This window comes from Leisingera sp. ABM4_060, assembly GCF_056158765.1.
The window spans coordinates 2,101,626-2,124,076 of sequence record NZ_JBSWTX010000001.1 but is presented as its reverse complement, the minus strand read 5'-3'; the positions used below and the strand labels follow the sequence as shown (position 1 = coordinate 2,124,076).

Genomic DNA, 22,451 nt, shown 5'->3' with positions numbered 1-22,451 from the left:
CGCGGTTGTGAAGCATTTTGCAGTATCAGGGGCGATTGCCGCCAGCCCGGCGCATGGCCTGCAACAGGGAGAAGACACCGGCATGAGCGAGCAGGGCTTCAAGCGCTTCCGCCGCCGCCGCGCCGCCCCGGCGGCAATGGCGCCCGCGGCGGAGCCCTCCGCCGGCAGGCCGCTGGCCGCGGCTGCCGCGCAGCTGCCCGCAACCCTGCCCGAACCCTGGGACCGGATCCGCCAACTGCCCTTTGACACCGCGGCGCAGGCAAAGGCCGGCCTGCCGCTGGTCAGCCGCTTCCGCCGCGACCCCGCGGCCAAGTCCTTTGACCTCCTGCGCACCCGGCTTCTTCACACGCTGAAGGACCGCGGCTGGAAGCGGGTGGCAGTGACCGCGCCTTCGGCAGGCTGCGGCACCACGTTTTCGGCGGTCAATCTGGCCCTCAGCCTGGCCCGGGTGCCGGGCAGCCGCACCGTCCTGATGGACATGAATTTCCGCCGCCCCGGCGTGGCCCGGGCACTTGGCATGCAGCCCCATGGCGATCTTGCGCGGTTTCTCTCCGGCGCGGTGCAGATGGAAGACCAGCTGCTGCGCCCCATGCCTTCGCTGGCGGTTGGCCTCAATGGCACTGCGGATCAGGACGCGGCCGAGCTGCTGCATGGCCGCGGCTGTACCGCCGCGCTGGACGACTTGATGCTGCGCAGCGCGGCAGACACTGCCATCTTCGACCTGCCGCCGGTGCTGGAGCATGATGACACCGCCGCCTTCCTGCCGCAGGTGGACGCGGTTCTGCTGATCTCGGACGGCACCGCCACCACCGCCGCCCAGCTGGCCGCCTGCGAGAAGATGCTGGCCGGCCACACCCAGCTTTTGGGTGTGGTGCTGAACCGCGCCCGCCGCGCTGACAGCCCGCTGAGCTAGCAAAAGGCGCCATAGTTTTGCCCGGTTGCTATGGTCAAAATCCGGGCAGCGGATTGGAAACGGCAACCGGACGGGCAATGGCCGGGGCAAGAGAGCAGACAGATGGGTCCTATCTATTCACTGGGCGATTTCCTGGACATGGTGCGGCGCAGGCTGTTCACCATCTTCTGCGTGTTTGCCCTCGGCTGCCTGGCCTCGCTGTGGTTCGCGGCCAGCCAGAGCCATGAATACGAAACCGCCGAGGTGCTGCAGATCACCCAGCCGCAGATCGCCGGCGAACTTGCGAAATCCACTGTCGAGGGCTCCTCCGCCCGCCGCATGCAGCTGATCGAACAGCGCCTGATGGCGCGCGGCACAGTGCTGGAAATCATCGAAAAATTCAGCCTCTACGCCGATATGGAAGCGCTCACCGAGCTGCAAAAGGTGGTGCTCCTGCGCGAGTTTGTGCGGATCACAGGCGTCGCCGCTGCCCGCGAAGGCTTTGCCGATGACGGCACCATCTCGGTGCTGACCATCACCGCCCGCATGCCCACCGCCGAACAGGCGCAGCAGGTGGCCCGCGAGTTTGGCCGCCGCACCATCGAGCTCAGCACCGCCACCCGCATCGACCAGGCCCGCGAGACCCTCAGCTTCTTTGCCGAAAAGGAGGCCGCGCTGGCCGATCAGGTCGCCGCGCTCGAGGATGAGATCGCCGCCTACCGCAACGCCAATGACGTGACCCTGCCCGGCACCATCGAATTCCGCCGTGCCGAGATTGCGGCGATGAACGAGGGCCTCTTGGAGATCGCCCGCGAGCGTATCGAGATCCGCCGCGCCGCCGACCAGGCCCAGGCCACCGAACGCCCCGCCACCGCCCGCCGCCTGCAAGCCGAGGCCGCGCAGCAGCTGGCCACCCTGGACGCCCAGCAGGCACTGCTGAGCGCGCGCAAGGCAGAGCTGGAGGCCTCGCTGCAGACCACCCCCGAGGTCGAGCGCCAGCTGGGTGCCTATGACCGCCGCCTGGCGCAGTTGCAGGGCGAGCTTGGCCAGATGACCGCCCGGCGCAACGAGGCAGAGGTGGGTTTCCGCCTGGAAACCTCCCGCCAGGCCGAGCGGCTGACCGTGCTCGAACCGGCGCCCCTGCCGGACTACCCGGTGACCGGCGCCCGCAAGACCAAGGCGCTGATGGGCGCTGCCGCCAGCCTGATCCTGGCGCTGCTGGCCGCCTTCCTGCTGGAACTGCGCCGCCCGGTGCTGCGCACCGCCGCGCAGATGGAGCGCGAAACCGGGCTGATGCCGGTGGTCTCAATCCCGGTGATGGACACAAGGACACGCCGCGGCTGGTTCCGGCGCAAGACTTAGCAAATAGATCCCTTCGCCTTCCGGCAGGGGGGCAGCCCAATGCGGTCTGATTGCAAGACGTGCTCAGGGGCCGCTGAGGGCAGCTGTCATCTCTGCGATCTCCGCCCAATGCCAGCTCAGCGCCGCACCGCCCGCCAGCAGTGTCAGCAGCGCATAAGCGCCATCATGCAGCGGGTCCCAGACGTGATGTTTGCGGGCCAGCCGCACCAGCACCGGATAGGCCGCCAGCATCGCCAGCCCCAGCGCCGCAATGCCGCCCGCGAGGCCAAACCAGGCCACCCCGCCCAGGAACAGGCCCGTCTGCAGGCAGGCCCGCGCGGCGGAGAACACAAAGAAGCCGCGGCTGTCGCCCGCTGCCAGCGCCGCCTGGTCATAGGTCATGGTGATCACCGCCGGCGCCAGCGCCAGCGCAATCAGCACGATCATCGGCCCGGCCAGGACATAGCGGTCGTCATACAGGATCTGCACCAGCCAGGGCCCCATCCAGGCCATCATCAGCAGCATTGCCAGAATGCCCGCGGTCAGCCCGGCGCGCAGCTGCCGCTGCCGCTGCAGGTTCTCTGGCGCTGCCCGTGCGGGCTTGTCGCGGTAGACCGGTATCATCAGCCGCTGGTTCACCGCATGGCCCAGCAGCATCGGAAAGCTCGCCAGGAAATAGCCAATGTTGTAGATGCCCAGCACCTCCAGCGGGACAAATTTCCCCAGGATCGCCCGGTCGCCCTGCGAAGTCAGGAACCAGAAGGCGGTGGACAGGAAAATCCACTTGCCGAAATGGATCAGCTCGCCTGCCGCCGCCTTCTCCCAGCGGAAGCGGTTCACGGCACCCGGCAGGCCATAGTGGCACAAGGCCAGCTTGGCCGCCGCCTGGATCACCCCGCCCAGCACCAGCGCGATCACCGACTGGGTGACCAGCGCCAGCGCAATCATCGCCGCCAGCCCGATCATCTGGCCGCCCAGATCCAGCGCCGTGACACGGCCCGCCAGCAAATGCCGGTGCGCGGTCTCGATCCGGGTCGGGTTGAAGCCCGCAATCGCCAGCCCGGCGCCGGCAATGGGCAGGTACAGCAGCAGCTCCGGCGCGCCATAAAACGCCGCCGCAGGCCAGGCCAGCAGCGCCGTTGCCGCCCACAACCCAAAGCCGCGGATCACCTGGATGGTCCAGGCGGTATCCAGAAAATCGGGATCGTCACCGCGCCGGTTCTGGGCAATCGACGGTCCGATGCCAACATCCGAGAACAGCGACAGCCCCACCGTCACCACCGTGACCAGCGCCATCAGGCCAAAGGCCTCGGGGAACAGGATCCGGGTCAGGATCAGGTTCGAGGCCAGCCGCAAGGCCTGGCTGCCGCCATAGCCCAGCATCAGCCAGGAGGCCGAGCGCAGCACCCGCGCCATCATCCCCTGGCCTGCAAATAGCGATGCAACCCGCTGCATGTCCCTCTCTGCCCCCCATGCTCTGACCAAAGGCTAGGGGCGCGGCGCGGGGGCGTCAATCACAGCGGGCCGCGGGGCAGGGGATTGCGGCCAAAAGCCTGAATTTAACTGACAATCCTGTGCTCTGTGCCGCATTCTCCACGGCTGCGAGACAAGCGGCGCAGGGTGCTGGGCAAGCCGCGGTTCCGCCGCTAACCTGCCGCCAGCCCTTGCCTTTGCCCGGAACCTGCACCGTTGAAAACCGCCTATGTCCTGAACACCTACCCGCAGCCCTCGCACAGCTTCATCCGCCGCGAGCTGCTGGCGCTGGAGGCCCAAGGCCTGGAGATCACCCGCCTTGCAATGCGCCCATCAGAGGCGGCCCTGGTGGACCCCGGCGACCAGGCCGAGGCGGCGCGCACCGAATATGTGCTGCAGGCCGGGTCCCTGCGGCTGCTGGCGGCCCTGGCGTGCGAAACCGCATCGCCAGGCCGGTTTGCGCACGCCTTGCGGCTGGCGCTGAAACTGGCCCGCGCCTCGGACAAGGGTGTCCTGCGGCACTTGATCTACCTGGGCGAGGCGGCCCATGTGAAACAGCGCTGCGCGGCGGAGGGCGTCCAGCATATGCATGCGCATTTCGGCACCAACTCCGCAGCGGTGGCGATGCTGGCGCATGTGCTGGGCGGCCCGGGCTATAGTTTCACCGTGCACGGCCCGGAGGAGTTCGACGCGCCCCACGCGCTGTCGCTGGGCGGGAAGATCAGCCGGGCGCGCTTCACTGTGGCGGTCAGCAGTTTCGGCAAGAGCCAGCTCAGCCGCTGGGCCGCCTTTGGCAAATGGGACAGCTTGAAAGTGGTGCACTGCGGCATCGAGCCCGCCCGGTTCGCGGATCCTGCGCCGCTGCCGGACGGCCCGCTGCGGCTGGCGGCCATCGGGCGCTTTGCCGAACAGAAGGGCCAGATGGTGCTGATCCGGGCCATGGCGCAGCTGGTGCGCGGCCTGCCGGACCTGCATCTGTCGCTGATCGGGGACGGCGAAATGCGCCCGGAGCTGGAGGCCGCGATCCGGGCGCTCGGGCTGGAGCAGAACATCACCCTGACCGGCTGGCTTGCCGAAGACGGGGTGCGGCAGGAGCTGGCCCGCGCCCATGCGCTGGTGATGCCGTCCTTTGCCGAAGGCCTGCCGATGGTGGTGATGGAGGCGATGGCAGCCGCCCGCCCGGTGATAGCCACCTATATTGCCGGCACGCCGGAACTGGTGGTGCCGGGGCAAACCGGCTGGCTGGTGCCGGCTGGCGATGAGGCTGCGCTGGCCGGGGCAGTGCGGGCGCTGGCAGCGGCCTCCAGGCAGGACTTGCAGGCAATGGGGCAGGCCGGACGGGCGCGGGTGCTGGCGCGGCACGACAGCGCCGCAGAGGCTGCAAAACTCGCGGCGCATTTCCGCGAAGCTATCCGTCAGTAGCATCAGGTGCTCTCCCGCCCGTCGCCGGTGCATTTGAAAATGCACCGCTCCCGTTGGGCCAGGCTCAGCGCCTTTGGCGCTGAGCCTGGCCCAAGGCCGCCAAGGGTGGCCTGGCGCAGCCAGGGCCTCCTGCGGGCGCGGGAGCGCCCCGGCCGCCGTAAAGCGGCGTCAGCGGCCGCGGGTCCAGCGGGTGCGGGAGGCAAAGAGCGGCGTTTTCACCGCCAGAGTAACAAGCGCGTAAACCAGAAACCCCGCCGGGTCCGCCAGCAGCAGCCTCAGCGGCGACGGGCCGCCCTGCGCCGCGCCGCCGCCGTTGGCCAGCAGATGCGGATAGCGGGCCGCGACCTCGGCCACTCCCGCATTCTGCCGCCGCCGCACCCGCACCAGGTTGCGGAACCCCTCGACCATTGGCCAGCTATAGCCCGCCGGGACCTGCACCCGCTCCTCCGGGGCAAAGCTCAGCCGCGCAAATGTGTCGTCGGAAATGATATCCGGCCAGTCTCCCCAGCGGGCGCGCCCCGCGCGGGTCATGGCAAAGACGCCAAATCCGGGTGCCACGCTGTTGAAAAACGGCAACCGCGCCCACAGCCGCGCATAGGCCCGGGTGACCGTGCTGCGGGGGGGCGCCACTGCCGGGCGGCCGCCGGCATAGCGCGGCGCACCATCGGCCAGAGCTGCCGCCAGCTGCGGGATCAGCGCCGGGCTGACTGTAACATCTGCGTCCAGATAGATCAGGATACCGCCGCTTGCCGCCGCATCGCCTGCGTTCAAAGCGCCAAGCTTGCCGCCCTTGGGCAGCTCCAGCACCCGTAGCACCCAGCCCGCAGGCGCTTCCAAGCCCCGCGCCAAGGCCGCCGTTTCATCCGAACAGCCATTGGCCAGCACCAGAACCTCGCCCGCCATCCCCGCGGGCAGCGGATCGGAAGCAAACACCGCGGCAAGGCACGCCCCGATATAGGCGGCCTCGTTATGGGCCGGGATCAGCACCGACACCCGCAGGCTCATTTTACCATCTCCAGCGCGTCCCAGCGCGGGTTCGTGTCGCTAAGACTGCGCAAAGCGCCCCAGCTGCCCCATTTGCCGGGCACCCCCACATCGGCGTAGGCGGTGAACAGCGACCCGCCAAGCGCCCGCCAGCCCGCCAGCAGTTCGCGGTAGAGCGCGCCCATTTCGGGGGTGTAGTTGAAATGGGTAAAAAACCCGGTGAGCGCGTCATCTTCCACCATCGGGCCGATCCCCACCACATGGCTGCCGCCCTCATACATGATCAGCGCCAGCCCGTGTTTCCGCGCGACATCCGCATGATAGGGCAGCACCCGGCCCAAAAGATCCGCCAGCGTGTCGGCGGGATCTCCCGAAATCAGCCCGTCGCGCAGCTCCGCGCCTGCCTGGGCCGAGGCCGCATCATACCGGTGCCGCTTGGCAAATGCCGCTGCCGCAGCGCCCGTCAGCCCGCGCTCCGCCGCCACCGCCCGGGCCTGCTCCCGGCTGTCCGCGATCCAGGCACGGACCTGCCCGGCGCGCTCCCTGAGGCCCAGAATGCCGCCAAAGTAACCAGTCACCGCATAGGCGTCGAAATAGGCGGCAGGCGCCAGCCGCTCGGCCCGCTCTGCTTTCCACAAGGGCGCGCTCAGCACCTGCTCCTCCAGCCCCAGCCAGCCGGTCTGCGAGGAGATCACCCGCACCAGCCGCCCGCTGTCTTCACCGAACACCTGCGTCCAGATCTGCGCCACTTCCGCCGCCCGGCCGCCATAGAACTGCATCCAAAGGCCCTCGCCGCCCCAGCGCGCCTGCGCCTGGGCATCGGCCCAGGCAGCCTGCTGGAACTGCCAGTTCCAGACCTCGTTCGAATACTCCACATAGGCGCGCAGGTCTTCGTCCAGCCCCTGTTCCGCCAGCCGGGCAAAGTTGCGCACATAGGTATCATCCGCCATATGCGGCATGGTAAACCAGGGATCCGCGCCCAGGGTATTGGCCAGCGCCAGCATCACCTCCGCCGGCACGCCCTTCAGCGCCCAGGTGTAATCCTGCGGCAGCGGCCGGTCCTCCCAGCCGGTCTGGTTTGAGTCATTGGTGGCCATCCAGTCCATGAACCGCAGCGCCGCAAACCCGTCCAGCCGGTCCAGCCACAGCGGGTTGAACAGCGCGCCCCGGGCAAAGGCCTCCAGATGCTCTTCTTTGACCACTGAGATGTTGCGCACATAGTCGCCGTCCCGGCCGGTGCGCTGGATGCGGATTTCGACCGGCCCGGGACCGGGGGTGTAATCAAACCGCACCTCGCCCTTGCCATAGCGCACGTTTTCCGCCCGGCCCGAGACCTCGACAATGCCCTGACCCTCGAACCGCAGCACATAGCGGCCGGCAAGAGACACGGCGCGCTCCGGCAGGTCGGTCAGGATCACCGTGCCGATCGAGCCAAGCTCCGGCGGGATTGCGGTGGGCCAGCCGTCCGGGTCCAGATAGCCGGCCGCCAGCAGATCGCCATGATCCGCACCGCCCCAGCGGCGGGGCAGGTGGCCGATCCAGGGCCGCGCGGTCTTGAAATGATCCAGGAACGGCGCCTGGGTGCTCCAGTCAGCGATGCTTGCAAGGTTGATGGCGATGGGCTGGCGGGCAGGGCTGATCTCCAGCGGCGCCTCCTCGGCCTGCACCGCGTTGAGCACCGGCAGCACGGCCTCGCCCGGCAGCGCCCCTGGCTCCGGCGGCAGTGCAGCGGTTTGCACAGAGCCGCCCCGCGCCGCCGCCCAGGCGATGTCCTGCAGCCGCGCCGCCAGCTCCGGCGAGGGCGCCGCATAGGGCTTGCCCCAGCGGTCCGCCAGCCGGTGCGGCAGGCCGGCAGGGTGTTTGCCGGTCAGCACCGCATATTGCAGCAGCGCCAGAAAATAGAAGCCGGTGGCATTGGGGTGGATATCATCGGCAAAGACATCGCGGATACCGCTCAGCCCCGGCATGGTGCCCGCCCGGATCGCATCGTCCAGCCGCGCCATTGCCTGACCCGCGGGCAGCAGTTTCACATCGCCGCCGGTGGCGGCACTGGCCGCATCCGCCACCATCTGCCAGCGCGGCAGATCCTGCTCCAGCCGCGCCCGCCACGGCATATCCGCGCCGTCGTCAAAGGGCACTTCGGCCCCGGTGCCGCTGTTCAGGCTGTGCCAGGTTTCCTGCAGGTAGAAATCCACATCGGGGTTTGCCGCCCGCGCCAGCTCATAATACCGGGTGACGGCCCCTTCGGTATCGCTCCACTTCAGATGGTTGGCCAGAGGCACCGCCTCGGTCACGATCACCGCGCTGGCCGGCTGGCGCAGCCTTTCACGTAAATCAACGCCCTCGGCGCTGCCGCTGTGCTGCCAGTTATAACTCAGCGGCGCGCCGTTGATGATCTGCGCCTCGACCACGGCCTCGCCGCGCGCATCCAAAAGCTGCTCCAGCATCGCCGGGTTGTCATGCCCCATGAGCGAGTGCCCGATCATCACAACCGACGTGATCAATGCCTCCAGGTTCATCGTGCCCCCCCAGCTGCAACCCCGGTGCGGGGCAGGGCGCGCACCACGTCCCAGACGATCTGCTGCACCTTGGCGGCTCCCTCGGCGCTGACTGCCTCCGCCGGGCTGCCATCCCGGCGGGCCAGCTGGTGCGGCAGGCCCAGGGGCGCGCGCTGATACAGCACCGTGTAATGGGTCAGCGCCACAATGTAGGCACCCAGATCGTTGACATGAATGCCGTCCAGTTCGCCTTCGGGGGTGCGGGCAAACAGCGATTCACGTGAAGCCAGCCCGGGGACCTCTCCGGCCTCAGCGGCCCGCGCCACTGCCGCCAGCACCTGGCCGCCGGGGATCAGATAGACCGGCTGGCCGGGGTTGCGGCGGCTGTCCGGCCCCAGCAGCTTGCGGGTCCAGAGAGTTTCCAGATCGCCGTCAATGCGTTCCAGCCAGCCGTCCGCATCCTCCAGGCGGTGCCAGGTCTCATACAGGTAAAGCCGCGGCGCAGGCGAGGCGCTCCGCGCCAGATCCGCCCATTTCCCCAGATACCTGGCCCCGTCGAAATACCTCAGGGCATCGCGCAGCTCGACCATTTCGGTCAGCACCACCGCGCCGTATTTGCCCGAGCCGACCGCCGCCTTGGCGTCCCGGTAGGCAGGCGGCTTATTGGCGGTCTCAAAGTCGAGGATATTTTCCTCTGGCTCCCAATGCGCCCGCAAAGACGTGCCGGAGCCCAGCTGGCTGTTATAGCCATGCCCCTGCGGCGCCAGCTGCGCCAGCATGTGCGGCATGTCCGGCCCGACCAGCGAATGGCCCAGGTGAAACACCTGCAACGGCCCCTCGGGCGGCGCCAGCGGCGGCGGTATGGGCACCGTGCGGCTGCGGGTGGCAAACACCATCAGCCCGGCCAGGGCCGCCACGCCCGCCGCGGCCAGAAACCCCCGCCGCCCCATCATCCGCGCCCCCGGATTTCCGCCGCGGTCATGATCAGCCCGGCACCAATGGCAAAGCGTCCCGCAACCGCCTCGCCGCGCGCAAACGGCGGCCGGTCGGCGGTAAAGAAGGCCTGAAAGGCACCCGCGGCCAGATCGAACTCCAGCTCCATCCCGTCAAACCCGTAAAACGCCCGGCTCAAGCTGTACTGCGCCTTATAGGCCGCCTCCTTGGCGGAAAAGATCACCTTGGCCATCTGCCCCGGATTGTCCTGGCCCTGCAGCCAGGCCTGCTCGCGCGCTGAGCAGATCGCGGGCTGCAGCTCTGCCTTCAGCGGCGTGTCTTCCTCGACATCAATCCCCAGCCCCTGCACGGCGCCGGACCTGGCCACCACCGCCATGGCGCAGCTTTTGGTATGGGTGATCGAGCCCACCAGCCCCGCGGGCCAGATGGGTGCCCGGTCGCTGCCCGCAAGCACCGGTTCCGGCTTCCAGCCCAGCTGCCGCATCGCCTGCCGGACCGAGTCCCGGCCCGCCGCAAACTCCTTGCGCCGCTTGGCCACCGCATTGGGCGACAAGGCGGCGGCTTCCTCCGGGTAGGGCGCGGGCGGGTTGCCCAGCGGGTCCGCCCCGGCCAAGGCCACGTCAGAGGCAAAAAGCGGCCGGACCAGTGCCAGCCGCTCTGCAAGTTTGCTGTTGATCCCTGTCATCCGGCCCTTGCCCTGCGGTTTGCCCGCATCGCGCGGCGCTTCGACATGGTGCCGGCGCGGTCCGGAGCTGCGGTCTCTTGCGGCTGTTCTTCCGCATTTGCCGGGGTGCCCGCAAGCCCCTCGATATGCGCCGCCAGCCCCGCCAGCGTCGGGAAGCGGAAAATATCGGTGATCGACAGTTTTGCCGTGCCCAGCGCGTCCTTCAGCTCCCGGTGCGCCTGAACCGCCAGCAGCGAATGGCCGCCAAGGGCAAAGAAATTGTCCTGCGCCCCGATGCCGCTGACACCAAGGATCCGGCTCCAGACCGTGGCGATTTTCGCCTGCGCACCATCGTCCAAGGCTGCCGACGGAGCAGTCTCCGCCCGGCCGGGCAGCGGATCGGGCAGCGCCTTGCGGTCGATTTTCTTGTTTGGCGTCAGCGGGAAAGCCTCCAGCGTGACGATATGGGCCGGCACCATCACCTCCGCCAGCCTGCCCGCCAGCGACTGTCTCAAAGCTTCCGCAGAGACCGGCGCCGAGGTTGTGATATAGCCCGCCAGCTGCTCTGCACCTGCCGCGCCGCGCGGCACCGCAACCGCACCGGTCACACCGGGGAAGGCAGCCATGGCGGCCTCGATCTCGCCCAGCTCGATCCGCTGGCCGCGGATCTTCACCTGATGGTCGCTGCGCCCCAGGAAGGCCAGGGTTCCGCCGGCCGTCCAGCGCACCAGGTCGCCGGTGCGGTAGAGGGGCGTTGCCGCGAACGCTGCCTTAACAAACCGTTCAGAGGTCAGCGCCTCACGCTGCCAGTAACCTGCCGTGACCCCGGCTCCGCCGATGTACAATTCCCCGGGCGTCCCCGCGGGGACAGGTGCTTGGTTTTCATCCAGCACGTAGACTTGAGTATTGGCAACCGGCGTGCCAATCCCGGCTGTCCCCGCGGGGACAGCGGAGATTTTCTCCACCGTCGACCAGATCGTGGTCTCGGTCGGCCCGTACATGTTATGAATTTCAGCGCCCGTCGCCCCCTGCAAGGCTTGCACCAGATCCCCCGGCAGCGCCTCACCGCCCACCAGCAGATGCTGCAGGTGGCCCAGGCAGGCGCTGGCGTCGTTGTCGCTTGCAATCATCCGCGCCATCGACGGGGTGCATTGCATGTGGCTGACCCCATGGCGCACGATCTGTGCTGCCAGCGAAAAGTCATCCGCCGCCAGCTCCTGCGGCGCGTTGGACAGCCGCAGCACTTCGGCCAGCGGTTTCAGTCCTTCCAGCACCACATCCGGCGCGATGCCATAGTCAATCAGACAGGCTATCTCATCGACGCCTATGCGCTTCAGCTGCTCGACCCGCTGGCACGCGTCCCCGATGGTACCGAACAATCCGGAGTCCTCAAAGTAGCGCTCAAACGCAAAGTCGAGGATCGCCTCCAGCTCCTCTTCCGACAGCGCGCCAAGGTCCATCTCAAACGGGTTCTTCACGCCTTCCGGTTTCTTGAACGCGGGGAAGGCCCAGGCATACTGCTTGATCAGCCCGGCGGCCGAGCGCAGGTAGTCCTTCATCGGCTCCCGCGCCACCCGGCGGGCTTCCTCGCGGGTTCCGGCCAGATAGCTGTGCAGCATCAGTGTGACCTTGAAATCCGCGGGGTCATGGCCGGCGTTGCGCAATGCGTCGTGGTAGATGCGGATCTTGCCGGCAACCTCGTCAATGCTCTGGCCCAAAAGATGGGTCAGCACATTTGCCCCGATCGCACCTGCCTCGCGCCAGGTCTCCGGGTTGCCCGCGGTGGTGACCCAGACCGGCAGCTCCCTGGAGACCGGGCGCGGCTGGGTGATCACAGCATGTTCGCTGCCGTCCCCGCGGGGAAAACCCACCTCCTCGCCGCGCCACAGCTTGCGCACGGTTTCAATGCTTTCGAACAGTGCAGGCTTGTTGGCGGGCGGCGTGTTCTCGGGGCGCAGGATGAAATCGTCCGGCTGCCAGCCCGAGGCAAAACCAATGCCCGCCCGCCCGGCGGTCAGGTTGTCGATCACCGCCCATTCCTCGGCAATCCGCGCGCTGTGGTGCAAGGGCGCGACGCAAGACCCCGCCCGCACACCGATGTTCCGCGTCACCGCGGCGACAGCGGCGCCGGTGACCGAGGGGTTTGGATAAGGCCCGCCAAAGGCGTGGAAATGCCGCTCCGGCGTCCAGACCGCGTTGAAGCCGTGCTGGTCGGCGAATTTGGCGCCCTCCAGCAGCAGATGGTATTTCTGCGGCCCCGGCCCGTCGTCATTGCCCCAGTAGAACAGGTTGAAATCCATCTTCCTGTCCGACAGCGCCACCGGCCCCTTGGACAGCTCCAGCCGGCTTTCGTCGCTGGACAGAACCAGCTTCAGCCCGCGCGAAAGGGTCCAGAACAGTTCCAGCACCGAGATGTCAAAGCTGAGGCTGGTCACCGCCAGCCAGCTGTCTCCCGGCTGATGCGGGATGCGGGCGTCCATGCCGGTGAAGAAGTTCGAGACATTGGCGTGGGTGACCATCACCCCCTTGGGCAGGCCGGTGGAGCCGGAGGTGTAGATCAGATAGGCCAGATCGCTGCCAGTAGCGCCCCCGTCAATGTTTGCGGCGCCTGTCCCCGCGGGGACAGTTTCAATTTCCAGCACCTGTGCGTCTGAGGCCGGCAGGCTGCCGGCCAGCGCGGCTTGGGTCACGATCACCTGCGCCCGGGCATCGCTGATGTAATGTGCGATGCGGTCGGCGGGGTAGGCGGGGTCGAGCGGCACATAGGCGCCGCCGGCCTTCATGACGCCAAGCGCAGCAAAGACCAGCTCCGGCGCGCGGCGGATATGGATGCCCACATGGCTGCCGGGTTTTACGCCCATGTCACGCAGCCGTGCAGCCACAGCATTGGCACGGGCGTTGGCCTCTGCGTAGGTAAAGCTCTGGTCTTCGAACTCCAGCGCCACAGCCTCCGGAGTTCTGGCAGCCTGGGCCTCGAACGCGGCGTGGATCGTCAGGTCTGCGGGGTAGTCCGCAGCGGTCTGGTTCCAGTCCTGCAGCAGCATCTTGCGTTCCGCATCGGGCAGGATGGGCAAGGCGGAGACCCTTTGGCCCGGGTCGCCGGCGATGGCGCCCAGCACCAGCTCCAGCCGCGCGGCAAGCAGGCCGGCGGCCGCTTCGTCAAGCTTGGACGTGTCCGTGTGCAGGACCACTGCGCTGCCGGTGCAGCCGGCGGTTGCGGCGCAGCCCTCTACCGGTTCGCCCTTGCCCAGGGACAGGCCGATGGCGGGTTGCGATTGTGCGGCGATCTCCGGCGCGCGCGCCAGCAGGTCCTCGGCAAAGCCGCCGTATTTCCGCGCATTTCCAATGCCCTGCGCAGTGCGTTCACACAGGCTGGCCACGGTTTCGTCCCGCCGGGCCTGCAACGGCACCCAGGAGGAGATCAGCCCCGGAACCGCAGTCATGCTGCCAGCGGACAGGGCCACATCGGCGGCCGCCTCGCCGCTGCAAAGCAACGCCCAGGCCAGCACCCCGGCTGCCGCCTGCGCTTCGCTGAGGCCTGCGGGGAGGGTGATCTCCCGGCGGGCAAAACCCGTGCAGCCGGTGCTGGACGCCAGCGGCATCTGAACCGGTTGCATCGCAGCAAGCGCCTTGCGCCAATGGCTTTCGCCGCCCTGTGCCGCGGCCATTTGCCCGGTGAGGGTTCTGGCGGCGGCATCAGACAGGGCGGGCAGCACGTCACCCGTCTTGAAGAGGCCGGAGACATCCGCCGGTTTGCCCGCAGAGGTGGTCAGGCGCGACAGCGTCAGCGCGCCGTCGCCGGTGGCAACTGTCACGCTGTCTTTGCGGACGTCCAGCACCGCGCCCGGGGCGCCGGAGCCCTCTGCAATGCCTGCTGCGCCGGCAAGCACCACTGCCTCGCCGGCCCGCAGCTTGGCCGCGCACATCGGGTTCCAGTAACCGCCGGTGTCCAGGGCGCGCACCAGCCGGGCCAGTTCAGCGGCGGGGCGGGTGAAATCCAGCAAGCCCCCGGCGGCGGGGCGGTCGGATTTGGCGAAAACGCGGCGCTGCGACAGGTCCTGCGGCTGGCGGTGCAAATCGCCGCTTTCCAGTTGCGCCATCACCTCGCCAAAGCTGTCCATTGCCGCGGCGTAGCATTTGGAGTTGAGGCTGAAGGCGGTCTCATCCCCGGCCACATCAAACAGGCGCTGGGCGAGGATGTCGCCCTCGTCGACGCCGCTGGTCATCAGGTGCCAGGTGATGCCGTGCTGCGGTTCGCCGTTGATCAGCGCCCAGTTCGGCGTGTTGAGGCCCGCATAATGGGGCAGCGGGCCGTCGTGGAAGTTCACCGCGCCCTTGGCGGCGCGCGCCAGCACCTCCTGCGGGATCACGGTGAGGTTGGCAATCGACAGCAGCCAGTCAAAACCCGCGGTCAGATCACGCTGATTTTCCAGCACCGTCAGCCCCTTGTCCTCGGCCCAGCTGCGGATATCGGCGTCCTGCGTCACCACCGCGCTGATGCTGTGGCCGCGCGCCAGCAACGCCTCGGCGCAGCCGATCAAGAGGGATTCACTCCCAATCAGGGCACAGGAAAAAGAGGTCATTTCTGCTCCTTTGCAAGCGGAGAGAGGGGGCGCGTTTCCGAAGGTGTCTTGCGGCCCAGGCCGCAGGTGGCGCGCAGCCCGTGCAGGATCAGGTCGGACAGGAAATGCGGCGGGTCTGCCTGAGGCTTGTCCGAGATCAGGCGGCGCAGCCCGTAGATCAGGCTGCCGGTGACGCGGGCCAGGGTGGCGAGCGCGGCGCCGGTGTAGCCGTGGTGTTTCACGAAGTAATGCCGCCGCGAGTCGAACCAGTACTGCGGGGTGCGGCGCCAGCCCTTCATGCCGGTGGAGGCGGAGCCCACATGGGCGACTTCGCTTTGCGGCACATAGTGGGTGCGCCAGCCCGCGTGGGCGGCGCGGCGGCAGAGGTCGGTTTCCTCGAAATAGAGAAAGAAGCGCTCGTCAAAGCCGCCGGTTTCCTCGATCACCTCGCGGCGGATCATCAGGCTGGCGCCGGCGGTCCAGTCGACCTGAACCTCTTCCCGGGGCATCTCCATCGCGACGACCCAGGGCTTCAGCAGCCGGGTGAAGATGCCGGTGCGCACGGCGGCCTCGAACTCGCCCGCGGCGGAGGGGAAGCGGAAGGCGGTGCGGTGCGGCACCCAGTCTGTGCCGCGCACATATGAACCCGCGAGGCCCGCGCCGGGGCGTTCCAGCAGGAAGTCGCGCAGGGTGCGGATGGCGTCGCCCTGCACAAAGGCGTCGGAGTTGAGGAGATAGTAGAACTCCGGCGCGCTGCCGTCTGCGAGGCCGGCTTGCATGCCAATGTTCATGCCGGCGCCAAAGCCGCCGTTGACGGGGGAGCGCAGCAGCCGCAGGCGGGTGCCGTCCAGCCAGCCGCGGTCCTGCGCGCCTTGCTGCAGCCGTTCCCAGGACTCATCGCCTGAGCCGTTTTCGACGATAAGGATCTCGCCGGGCAGGTCCTCCATGCCGCGCAGGGCGGCCTCGGCGGCCTCAAGGGTCATGTCCGGGGTGCGGTAGTTCAGGATGATGGTCAGGACGCGCTGCATTTTCCTACTCCGCCGCCTTGAGGGCAGGGGGCGCGGGACGGGCGGCTGCATCGGCAGTGTCCAGAAGCTGTTTCAGCTGCCCGGCCAGCACCGCCACATTGGGCACCAGCACCATGCTGTCGTGATCGCCCGGCACCTCAAAGACCTCGGTCCGGGGCGCCCATTTGCGCCAGTCGTTGTCATCAAACACATATTCGCGCGCGGTGCTGACCCATTGGCCGCCGGACACGCTCCAGCGCCGGTCGAGCGGCGGGCGGAACAGGCTTAGCGGGCCGTTCCAGGTTTCGGTATCATAGGCGGCGAGCGCGGTGCGGAAGGCGGTTTCCATCTTTGTGTTGTCAAAACCGGCAGCGGCGGGCGCGGGCTGCGGTGCCTTGCGGCGTCCGACTTCCCAGGCGATGCGGTTTCTGGCCCATTCGCCGAGGTAGCGCGGCCCCTTGCTGCGCAGTTCCGCCAGTTTGATCAGCAGCTTGTCGCGGCGGCTGAGAGCCGGGCGCAGCGGCAGCGGGGTGTCCAGCAGGATCAGCGCGGCGGTCTCTTCGCCCGCGGTATTCAGCTGCTGCGCCATTTCATAAGCGGTGATGCCGCCGCCGGAAAAGCCGCCCAGCAGATAGGGGCCATGGGGCTGCACCTGGCGGATTTCCAGCAGACAGTCGCGGGCGGCCTCCACCAGCGAGGTATGCGGCGCCGCATCGCCGGTGAGCCCCCTGGCCTGCAGGCCATAGACCGGGCGGTCCTTGCCGACCAGCAGCGCCAGGTGGCGCAGGTTCAGCACATTGCCGAACATGCCCGCGACCAGGAAGAAGGGCCGCCGCCCGGTGCCGTCGCCCGGGTGCAGCTGCACCAGATGGGTGTAGTGCGGTTTGTTGTCCTGTGCTTGCGGGGCATCCCCGGGTTCGGCTGCCACGCCGCCGCCGCTGCGCTCGATGATGCGTTCGGCCAGGGCGGCAACGCTGGGGGCTTCAAACAGCACCGACATCGGGAATTCCACGCCAAAGCTGCGTTTGACCTGGGCAAACAGGCGGACGGCAATCAACGAGTGGCCGCCGAGGTCAAAGAAACTGTCCTCGATGCCAACCTGGCTGACGCCGAGGAGGGAGGCAAAGAGTTTGGCCAGGCCTTCTTCCACCGGGTTGCGCGGGGCGATGTAGTCGGTGTCGAGCTGTGGCCGGTCGAAGGTCTGGGCCTCGCCTGCTGCCGGAGCCGCGGTCTGGGCCGCTTGGGTGATCAGGGCGGGCAGCTCGAGCGAGGAGACCACCACCTGCGGCAGGCCGGCGGCCAGGGCGCGGGACAGGGCTTCGCCGCCGTCTTCGGCCTTGATGCCGTTTGCGATGTTGAGCTGCAGGCGCTGCTCTTCCGGCGACAGCGGCTGCGCGGTGCGGGCCGGTTCCAGCCCCAGCTGTGCGGCGGTGGCGTCGGGGCCCTCCGGGACGGCCGAGGCGTCAAACCCGTCTGCCAGGCGCTGCATCCGGAAGCTTTCGATCTCTGCCAGAACGGTGCCGTCCGGATCGGTCAGGGTGATGTCAAATGCGGCAGAGCTGCCATCCGGGGTGCCGGACAGGCGCACATGGCTGCAGATTTGCGGAGTGAGCGGGGCAAAGATGCGGATGGTGCCGTAGGACACCGGCACCCAGAGCGCCTTGCCCTCATAGCCGGGGATCAGCTGCATCGCCCAGCCGGTGGCCAGATCCATCAGCCCGGGATGCAGCAAGGTGCCGTCCTGCGCCGCGGCTTCGGGGAGGGAAAGATGTGCCAGCCCCTCGCCGCTGCCCAGGCACATGCGGTCCAGCACATGCCAGCGGGGGCCGAAAGCCAGATGCGCCTCCTGCGGGGAACGCAGGCGGCCGCTGATTGGCGCCTGCTGTTCCGAACAGCGAGAGGAAATCATCTGGAGGTTTAGTGCGGCGGGGCGTTCTGCCGCCGCCGCTGTGACCAGTATTGCTTGACTGATTAAACGGTAACCTTTTGTACATGCCGAGTAAACAAAGAGTTCATAACCATTTTCATTAGCTTCTAGACGAACCAGAATGGTCTGCGGTTTTCCGTCTTCCACAACCAATGGGCGCAGAAAGTAGAGGCCGCGGATTTCAAACGGGCCGGTAGCGCCAATAGCGGCCAGCGCCTCGGCGGCGATCTCGATATAGCCGGTGCCGGGCACCAGGGCGGTGCCGTCCTTGGTCCGGTGCTCATCCAGCAGCCAGTCGGCGGTGCTGAACTGCGGCGTGAAGATGGGGTTGCCGCCGGCATCAAAGGCGCGCTGTTGCAGCAGCGGCTGCGGGCAGGGTTCGGGCGTGCTGGCGCCTGCGGCGCTGTTGCGGGTGGCCATGGCGTCGGCGGCCATGCCAGTGTCTGCCCAGACGCCCCAGTCCACCGCAATGACGCGGGTCTGCCCGCCGGCGCGGTGTTTGGCCCAGGCGTTCAGGAACTCATTGGCGGCGATGTAGTCCGCCTGGCCTGCGGGGCGGGTCACGGTGGACGAAGACGAAAACAGCACCATCAGCTCCAGGCTGCCGTCCGGGAACACGGTGTCGAGCGCGCGCAGCCCGCTGACCTTGGGGGCCAGCACCTGGGCGATCTGGTCCTCGCCCTTGGCCAGCAGCGGGCCGTCACTGATGACGCCGGCGCCGTGGATCACACCGGTGAGGGGGCCGTGTTCTGCCTCGGCCTGTTCGCGGGCGGCTTGCAATTCGCCGCTGTTGCAGACGTCGGCGGCCAGCGGCAGCACCTGGCCGCCGGCGGCGTCCTCCAGCGCCAGCACTGCGCGGATGCGCCGGGCGGTGCGGTTGGCGGGGCTGTGGCTGGCGAGGTGGCGCTCCCAAGCGCCGCGCGGCGGCAGGCCGTCGCGGGAGATCAGCGAGATTTTGGCACTGTGCTCGCGCATCAGGTAGCCGGCGATGGTGAGGCCAATGCCGCCGTAACCGCCGGTGATCAGGTAGTGGCCGCCCTGCTTGAACACCGGCGTTTCCGGTTCGGGCAAGGGCTGCGGGCGCCAGGTGAGTTTAAACCGTTTCCCGCCGCGCCAGGCGGCGGAGGTATTGGCCGGTTCCGCCATCAGCTCTTCCAGCAGGCGCGGGGTGATGTCCGTGTCCGCCGGGGTGCGGCGGGCAAAGAGACCCTGCGGGGCTTGCGGCAGCTCGATGTCGACGGTGGCGCAGCTGAGGCCCGGCAGCTCGCGCGGGATGACGCCGGCGGGGCCTGCGATCATTGCCTTTTCGGGATAGGGCAGGGGTTCATCACGGACCTGGGCGGCGCCGGTGGTGAAGACGGTGATATGGGCCCGGCCGGGCAGATCGGCATTGCCCAGCTCCTGCGCCAGCGCGGTGAGGGCGTGGAAGCCCATCTCGAGGTTGCGGTCAAAGAAGGAGGCGCCGGGGCGGAATGTTTCCCCCTCTGTCACCAGCCAGAAATGGGCGATACGGTCCGGCAGCAGACCGGCGTCCGCCAGGTCCGCCAGCAGCGCGCCATAGGCGGGGCGGCCCTGCTCGGGCGGCAGGATGTATTCGGAGGGTGAGAGCTGCGCATAGGTGTCGCCTGCGCGCACGCGGGCGACGCTGTGGCCTGCGGCCTGCAGGCGCTCAGCGGTGCGGGCGGCGTGGCCGGCCTCATCCTCGAAGATCAGCCAGCTATGCGGTTCCTGGTCCAGTTCGTGTTCAACGTCCAGGCTGCAATCGGCCAGCCGGGGCCGCCAGGCCGGACGGTAGCCCCAATCCTTGAGGTCTTCGTGGCGTTCGGGTGCGGCCTCTTCCTCCACCGCCGGTTTGCCCGGCTCGATGAAATAGCGGCTGCGCTGGAAGGCGTAGCCCGGCAAGGGCAGGCGGTTGCGGCGCGCCTCGCCCCAGATCTGCGGCCAGTCGGCCTCCACCCCGCAGGCCCAGAGCCGGCCGATGACGCCGAAGAAATAGCTGTCGTCCATCACCTGCTGGTCAGGGTGGCGCAAGCTGCTGAGCACCTGGCCCGTCTGCACGCGAGGCGACATTTGCGCCAGCGCGCTGAGGGCCTTGCCGGGGCCAACCTCCAAGAACACCCGGTTCGGGGTTTTGGCAAGGGTTTCGATGCAGTCGGCATAGCGCACGGTATTGCGCAGCTGGCCCACCCAGTACTCGGCGCTGGTGGCCTGGTCTGCGGTCAGCAGGGTGCCGGTGCGGTTGGAGATCACCGGCAGCTTGGGTGCCGCCAGTGTCAGCGAGCGGAGGAAACCGCCGTATTCTTGCAGGATGCCGTCCAGCATCCGCGAATGCGCGGCGATGTCGATGGGGATGCGCTGGTGTTCCACCTCGCGTGCGGTGAGCTCTGCCGAGAGGCGGTCCAGCGCCTCTTGCGGGCCGGAGACGGCGGTGAGCGAGGGGGCGTTGACGCTGGCAATGTCGAGATCGTCCCCGATGATGGCCTCAACCTCGGTCAGGGGCAGGGCGATGGAGAGCATCCCGCCGGCGGGCACGGTGTCGAACAGGCGGCCGCGCAGCAGCACCAGGCCGATACAGTCCTCGAAGGACATCACGCCGGCCAGGCAGGCGGCGGTGTTCTCGCCCATGGAGTGGCCGACCAGCGCGGCGGGCTTCACGCCCCAGCTGATCCACAGCTGCGCCAGCGCGTATTCCACAATCATGATCAGCGGCAGCTGCACCGAGGGCTGCTGAAGCTTGGCGTTGGCGGCGTCCTCTTCCCCGTCTTCGGGCAGCCAGATGGCGCGGATGTCGTAGTCGAGGCTTTGCTGCAGGTGATCCAGCCCGCGGTCCATCCAGTCGGCAAAGACCGGTTCGGTCTCATAAAGGTCGCGCGCCATGCCGGCATATTGCGCGCCGCCGCCGGGGAACATGAAGACGACCTCAGGGCTGTCGCCCAAGCGGTCATGGGTAAAGACTTTGCGGGGGTCGTTTTCTTCAATGAGCTGGGCGGCTTCGGATGCGGATTTTGCCACCAGCACCCGGCGTTTGGCAAAGCCGCGGCGGCCTTCCTTCAGCGTAAAGGCCACGTCGGCCAGATCGGCCTCCGGGTTGGCCTTTAGATACTCCGCTAGTCCTCGCGTATTGGCGTCCAGCGCCGCCTTGGACTGGCCGGAGACGCAGAGGATCTGGAACGGGAAATCGCTTTCTTCCGAAGGCGCGCGTTCGGGGGCTTCTTCCAGGATTACATGGGCATTGGTGCCGCCGACGCCCAGCGAGTTGATGCCGGCGCGGCGCGGCCCCTTGTGCGGGGTCCAGGGGGTGAGGGCGGCGTTCACGCGGAACGGCGAGGTCTCGAAATCAATCGCCGGGTTCGGCGCCTCGTAACCCAGCGAGGGCGGAATTTCCCTGTGATGCAGCGCCAGCGCGGTCTTGGTCAGGCTGGCGACGCCGGCGGCGGTGTCCAGATGGCCGATGTTGGTCTTGACCGAACCGATGCGGCAGAAGCCTGTGTCCTGCGTCGTGGCGCGGTAGGCGTCAGTGAGGGCGGTGACCTCGATCGGGTCGCCCAGATAGGTGCCGGTGCCGTGGCATTCCACATAGTCGATGGTGTCCGCCGGGGTGCCCGCGGCTGTCAGCGCCTGTTGCACCGCTGCCGATTGGCCGCCGACCGAAGGCGCCAGATAGCCCGCCTTGTCCGCGCCGTCATTGTTGATGGCAGAGCCCTTGATCACCGCCCAGATGTGGTCGCCATCGGCAATCGCATCCTCCAAGCGGCGCAGCGCCACGGCGCCGGCGCCGGAGCCGAAGACGGTGCCCTGAGCCCTATGGTCGAAGGCGTGGCAATGGCCGTCCGGCGACAGGATCTCGTTTTCCTTGTAGAGATAGCCGCGGCCTTGCGGCAGCTCGATGGTGACACCGCCCGCCAAGGCCATATCGCACTCGCCTTCGCGCAGGGCTTTACAGGCGTAATGCACCGCCACCAGCGAGGTGGAGCAGGCGGTCTGCACATTGACCGAAGGCCCGTGCAGGTCAAACACATGGCTCACACGGGTCGACAGGAAGTCCTTGTCATTGCCGGTATGGCGCAAGAGGAACATGCCGACGTCATCGACCAGCGCCGGGTTCGAGCAGATGTTGAAATAGAAATAGCTGCCCATGCCGCAGCCGGCATAAACACCGACGGGGCCATTGATGGTTTCGGGCGGGTGGCCCGCGTTTTCCATCGCGCCCCAGGCCACTTCCAGAAACTTGCGGTGCTGCGGGTCGAGGATGGCGGCTTCCTTGGGGCTGAAGCCGAAGAACTCGGCGTCGAATTCGTCAAACCCCTGCAAGCGGGCGGAGGCGGGAACGTAGTTCGGGTCGGCCAGGGCTGAGGCCCGCTCGCCATTGGCCAGCAACGTGTCCCGGTCCAGCACCTCGATCAATTCGATGCCGCCGCGCAGGTTCTGCCAGAAAGCCTCGGCCGAGCCTGCGCCCGGCACTGCCACCGACAGCCCGACAATCGCGACATCTCCGCCCGTAGCCCTGCCGGCAGCGCCCCCCGCCGCGGGTTTTCCATCCTGCATCGTCATTACCTGACTCACTGGCCCTTCAGAAACGGCCCGGCGCACTGGGGAAGGCCCGCGTTTTACTGGCCTGCCTGCTGCCCGCCGGACGGGTTGTTATCAAAGCCGGGTTTCTCTCCGGCTGGTCGTCCGCACTGTCTTGCAAGATCCCCATCCGCAAGGGCAGGCGCGGGTCGTTCCTT

The 22,451-nt window shown here is 67.9% G+C and carries 11 protein-coding genes; 3 read left to right on the top strand and 8 right to left on the bottom strand.

Annotated features, from left to right (window positions below; translation table 11 throughout):
- The first annotated feature begins 7 nt into the window (after positions 1–7).
- Both ACXAEH_RS10460 and ACXAEH_RS10455 read left to right on the top strand, forming a co-directional pair.
- Complete coding sequence (locus tag ACXAEH_RS10460) at positions 8–913, top strand: CpsD/CapB family tyrosine-protein kinase (RefSeq protein ID WP_475032568.1); 906 nt, start codon at positions 8–10, stop codon at positions 911–913.
- A gap of 102 nt (positions 914–1,015) precedes the next feature.
- Positions 1,016–2,254, top strand: a complete 1,239-nt coding sequence (locus ACXAEH_RS10455; protein ID WP_475032566.1) for a GumC domain-containing protein — start codon at positions 1,016–1,018, stop codon at positions 2,252–2,254.
- 63 nt (positions 2,255–2,317) lie between these two features.
- Here the strand turns inward: ACXAEH_RS10455 and ACXAEH_RS10450 are convergent, their stop codons facing one another.
- Positions 2,318–3,688 carry an oligosaccharide flippase family protein gene (locus tag ACXAEH_RS10450; protein WP_475032564.1) on the bottom strand — a complete coding sequence of 457 codons (1,371 nt, stop codon included), beginning with the start codon at positions 3,686–3,688 and terminating at the stop codon, positions 2,318–2,320.
- Between the two features lie 234 nt (positions 3,689–3,922).
- Here ACXAEH_RS10450 and ACXAEH_RS10445 point away from each other — a divergent pair, with 234 nt between their 5' ends.
- Complete coding sequence (locus ACXAEH_RS10445; RefSeq protein ID WP_475032563.1) at positions 3,923–5,128, top strand: glycosyltransferase; 1,206 nt, start codon at positions 3,923–3,925, stop codon at positions 5,126–5,128.
- A 168-nt stretch (positions 5,129–5,296) separates the two neighbouring features.
- Here the strand turns inward: ACXAEH_RS10445 and ACXAEH_RS10440 are convergent, their stop codons facing one another.
- Genes ACXAEH_RS10440 through ACXAEH_RS10410 form a run of 7 tightly spaced genes read right to left on the bottom strand, consistent with a single transcriptional unit; the run spans position 5,297 to position 22,269 of the window.
- The gene (locus ACXAEH_RS10440; RefSeq protein WP_475032562.1) at positions 5,297–6,133 is read right to left on the bottom strand and encodes a glycosyltransferase family 2 protein; all 837 of its coding nucleotides are present in this window, start codon (positions 6,131–6,133) and stop codon (positions 5,297–5,299) included.
- Positions 6,130–8,631: a hypothetical protein gene (locus ACXAEH_RS10435; protein ID WP_475032560.1), complete on the bottom strand. Its 2,502-nt coding sequence runs from the start codon at positions 8,629–8,631 to the stop codon at positions 6,130–6,132. The genes ACXAEH_RS10440 and ACXAEH_RS10435 overlap by 4 nt, the downstream gene beginning before the upstream one ends.
- Entirely contained in the window at positions 8,628–9,560 is a 933-nt protein-coding gene (locus ACXAEH_RS10430) for a hypothetical protein (RefSeq protein ID WP_475035557.1), read from the bottom strand. The genes ACXAEH_RS10435 and ACXAEH_RS10430 overlap by 4 nt, the downstream gene beginning before the upstream one ends.
- Complete coding sequence (locus ACXAEH_RS10425) at positions 9,560–10,249, bottom strand: 4'-phosphopantetheinyl transferase family protein (protein WP_475032559.1); 690 nt, start codon at positions 10,247–10,249, stop codon at positions 9,560–9,562. The genes ACXAEH_RS10430 and ACXAEH_RS10425 overlap by 1 nt, the downstream gene beginning before the upstream one ends.
- Complete coding sequence (locus ACXAEH_RS10420; RefSeq protein ID WP_475032557.1) at positions 10,246–14,811, bottom strand: MupA/Atu3671 family FMN-dependent luciferase-like monooxygenase; 4,566 nt, start codon at positions 14,809–14,811, stop codon at positions 10,246–10,248. The genes ACXAEH_RS10425 and ACXAEH_RS10420 overlap by 4 nt, the downstream gene beginning before the upstream one ends.
- Positions 14,808–15,818: a glycosyltransferase family 2 protein gene (locus tag ACXAEH_RS10415; RefSeq protein WP_475032556.1), complete on the bottom strand. Its 1,011-nt coding sequence runs from the start codon at positions 15,816–15,818 to the stop codon at positions 14,808–14,810. Before ACXAEH_RS10415 ends, ACXAEH_RS10420 begins: the two co-directional genes overlap by 4 nt.
- A gap of 4 nt (positions 15,819–15,822) precedes the next feature.
- Entirely contained in the window at positions 15,823–22,269 is a 6,447-nt protein-coding gene (locus ACXAEH_RS10410; RefSeq protein WP_475035556.1) for a type I polyketide synthase, read from the bottom strand.
- Positions 22,270–22,451 lie beyond the last annotated feature (182 nt).

Bases quoted from the DNA above. Each gene is read 5' to 3' on its own strand.
- ACXAEH_RS10420 (WP_475032557.1), bottom strand. From the start codon at position 14,811: ATGACCTCTTTTTCCTGTGCCCTGATTGGGAGTGAATCCCTCTTGATC.
- ACXAEH_RS10425 (WP_475032559.1), bottom strand. From the start codon at position 10,249: ATGACAGGGATCAACAGCAAACTTGCAGAGCGGCTGGCACTGGTCCGG.
- ACXAEH_RS10435 (WP_475032560.1), bottom strand. From the start codon at position 8,631: ATGAACCTGGAGGCATTGATCACGTCGGTTGTGATGATCGGGCACTCG.
- ACXAEH_RS10430 (WP_475035557.1), bottom strand. From the start codon at position 9,560: ATGGGGCGGCGGGGGTTTCTGGCCGCGGCGGGCGTGGCGGCCCTGGCC.
- ACXAEH_RS10410 (WP_475035556.1), bottom strand. From the start codon at position 22,269: ATGCAGGATGGAAAACCCGCGGCGGGGGGCGCTGCCGGCAGGGCTACG.
- ACXAEH_RS10450 (WP_475032564.1), bottom strand. From the start codon at position 3,688: ATGCAGCGGGTTGCATCGCTATTTGCAGGCCAGGGGATGATGGCGCGG.
- ACXAEH_RS10415 (WP_475032556.1), bottom strand. From the start codon at position 15,818: ATGCAGCGCGTCCTGACCATCATCCTGAACTACCGCACCCCGGACATG.
- ACXAEH_RS10455 (WP_475032566.1), top strand. From the start codon at position 1,016: ATGGGTCCTATCTATTCACTGGGCGATTTCCTGGACATGGTGCGGCGC.
- ACXAEH_RS10440 (WP_475032562.1), bottom strand. From the start codon at position 6,133: ATGAGCCTGCGGGTGTCGGTGCTGATCCCGGCCCATAACGAGGCCGCC.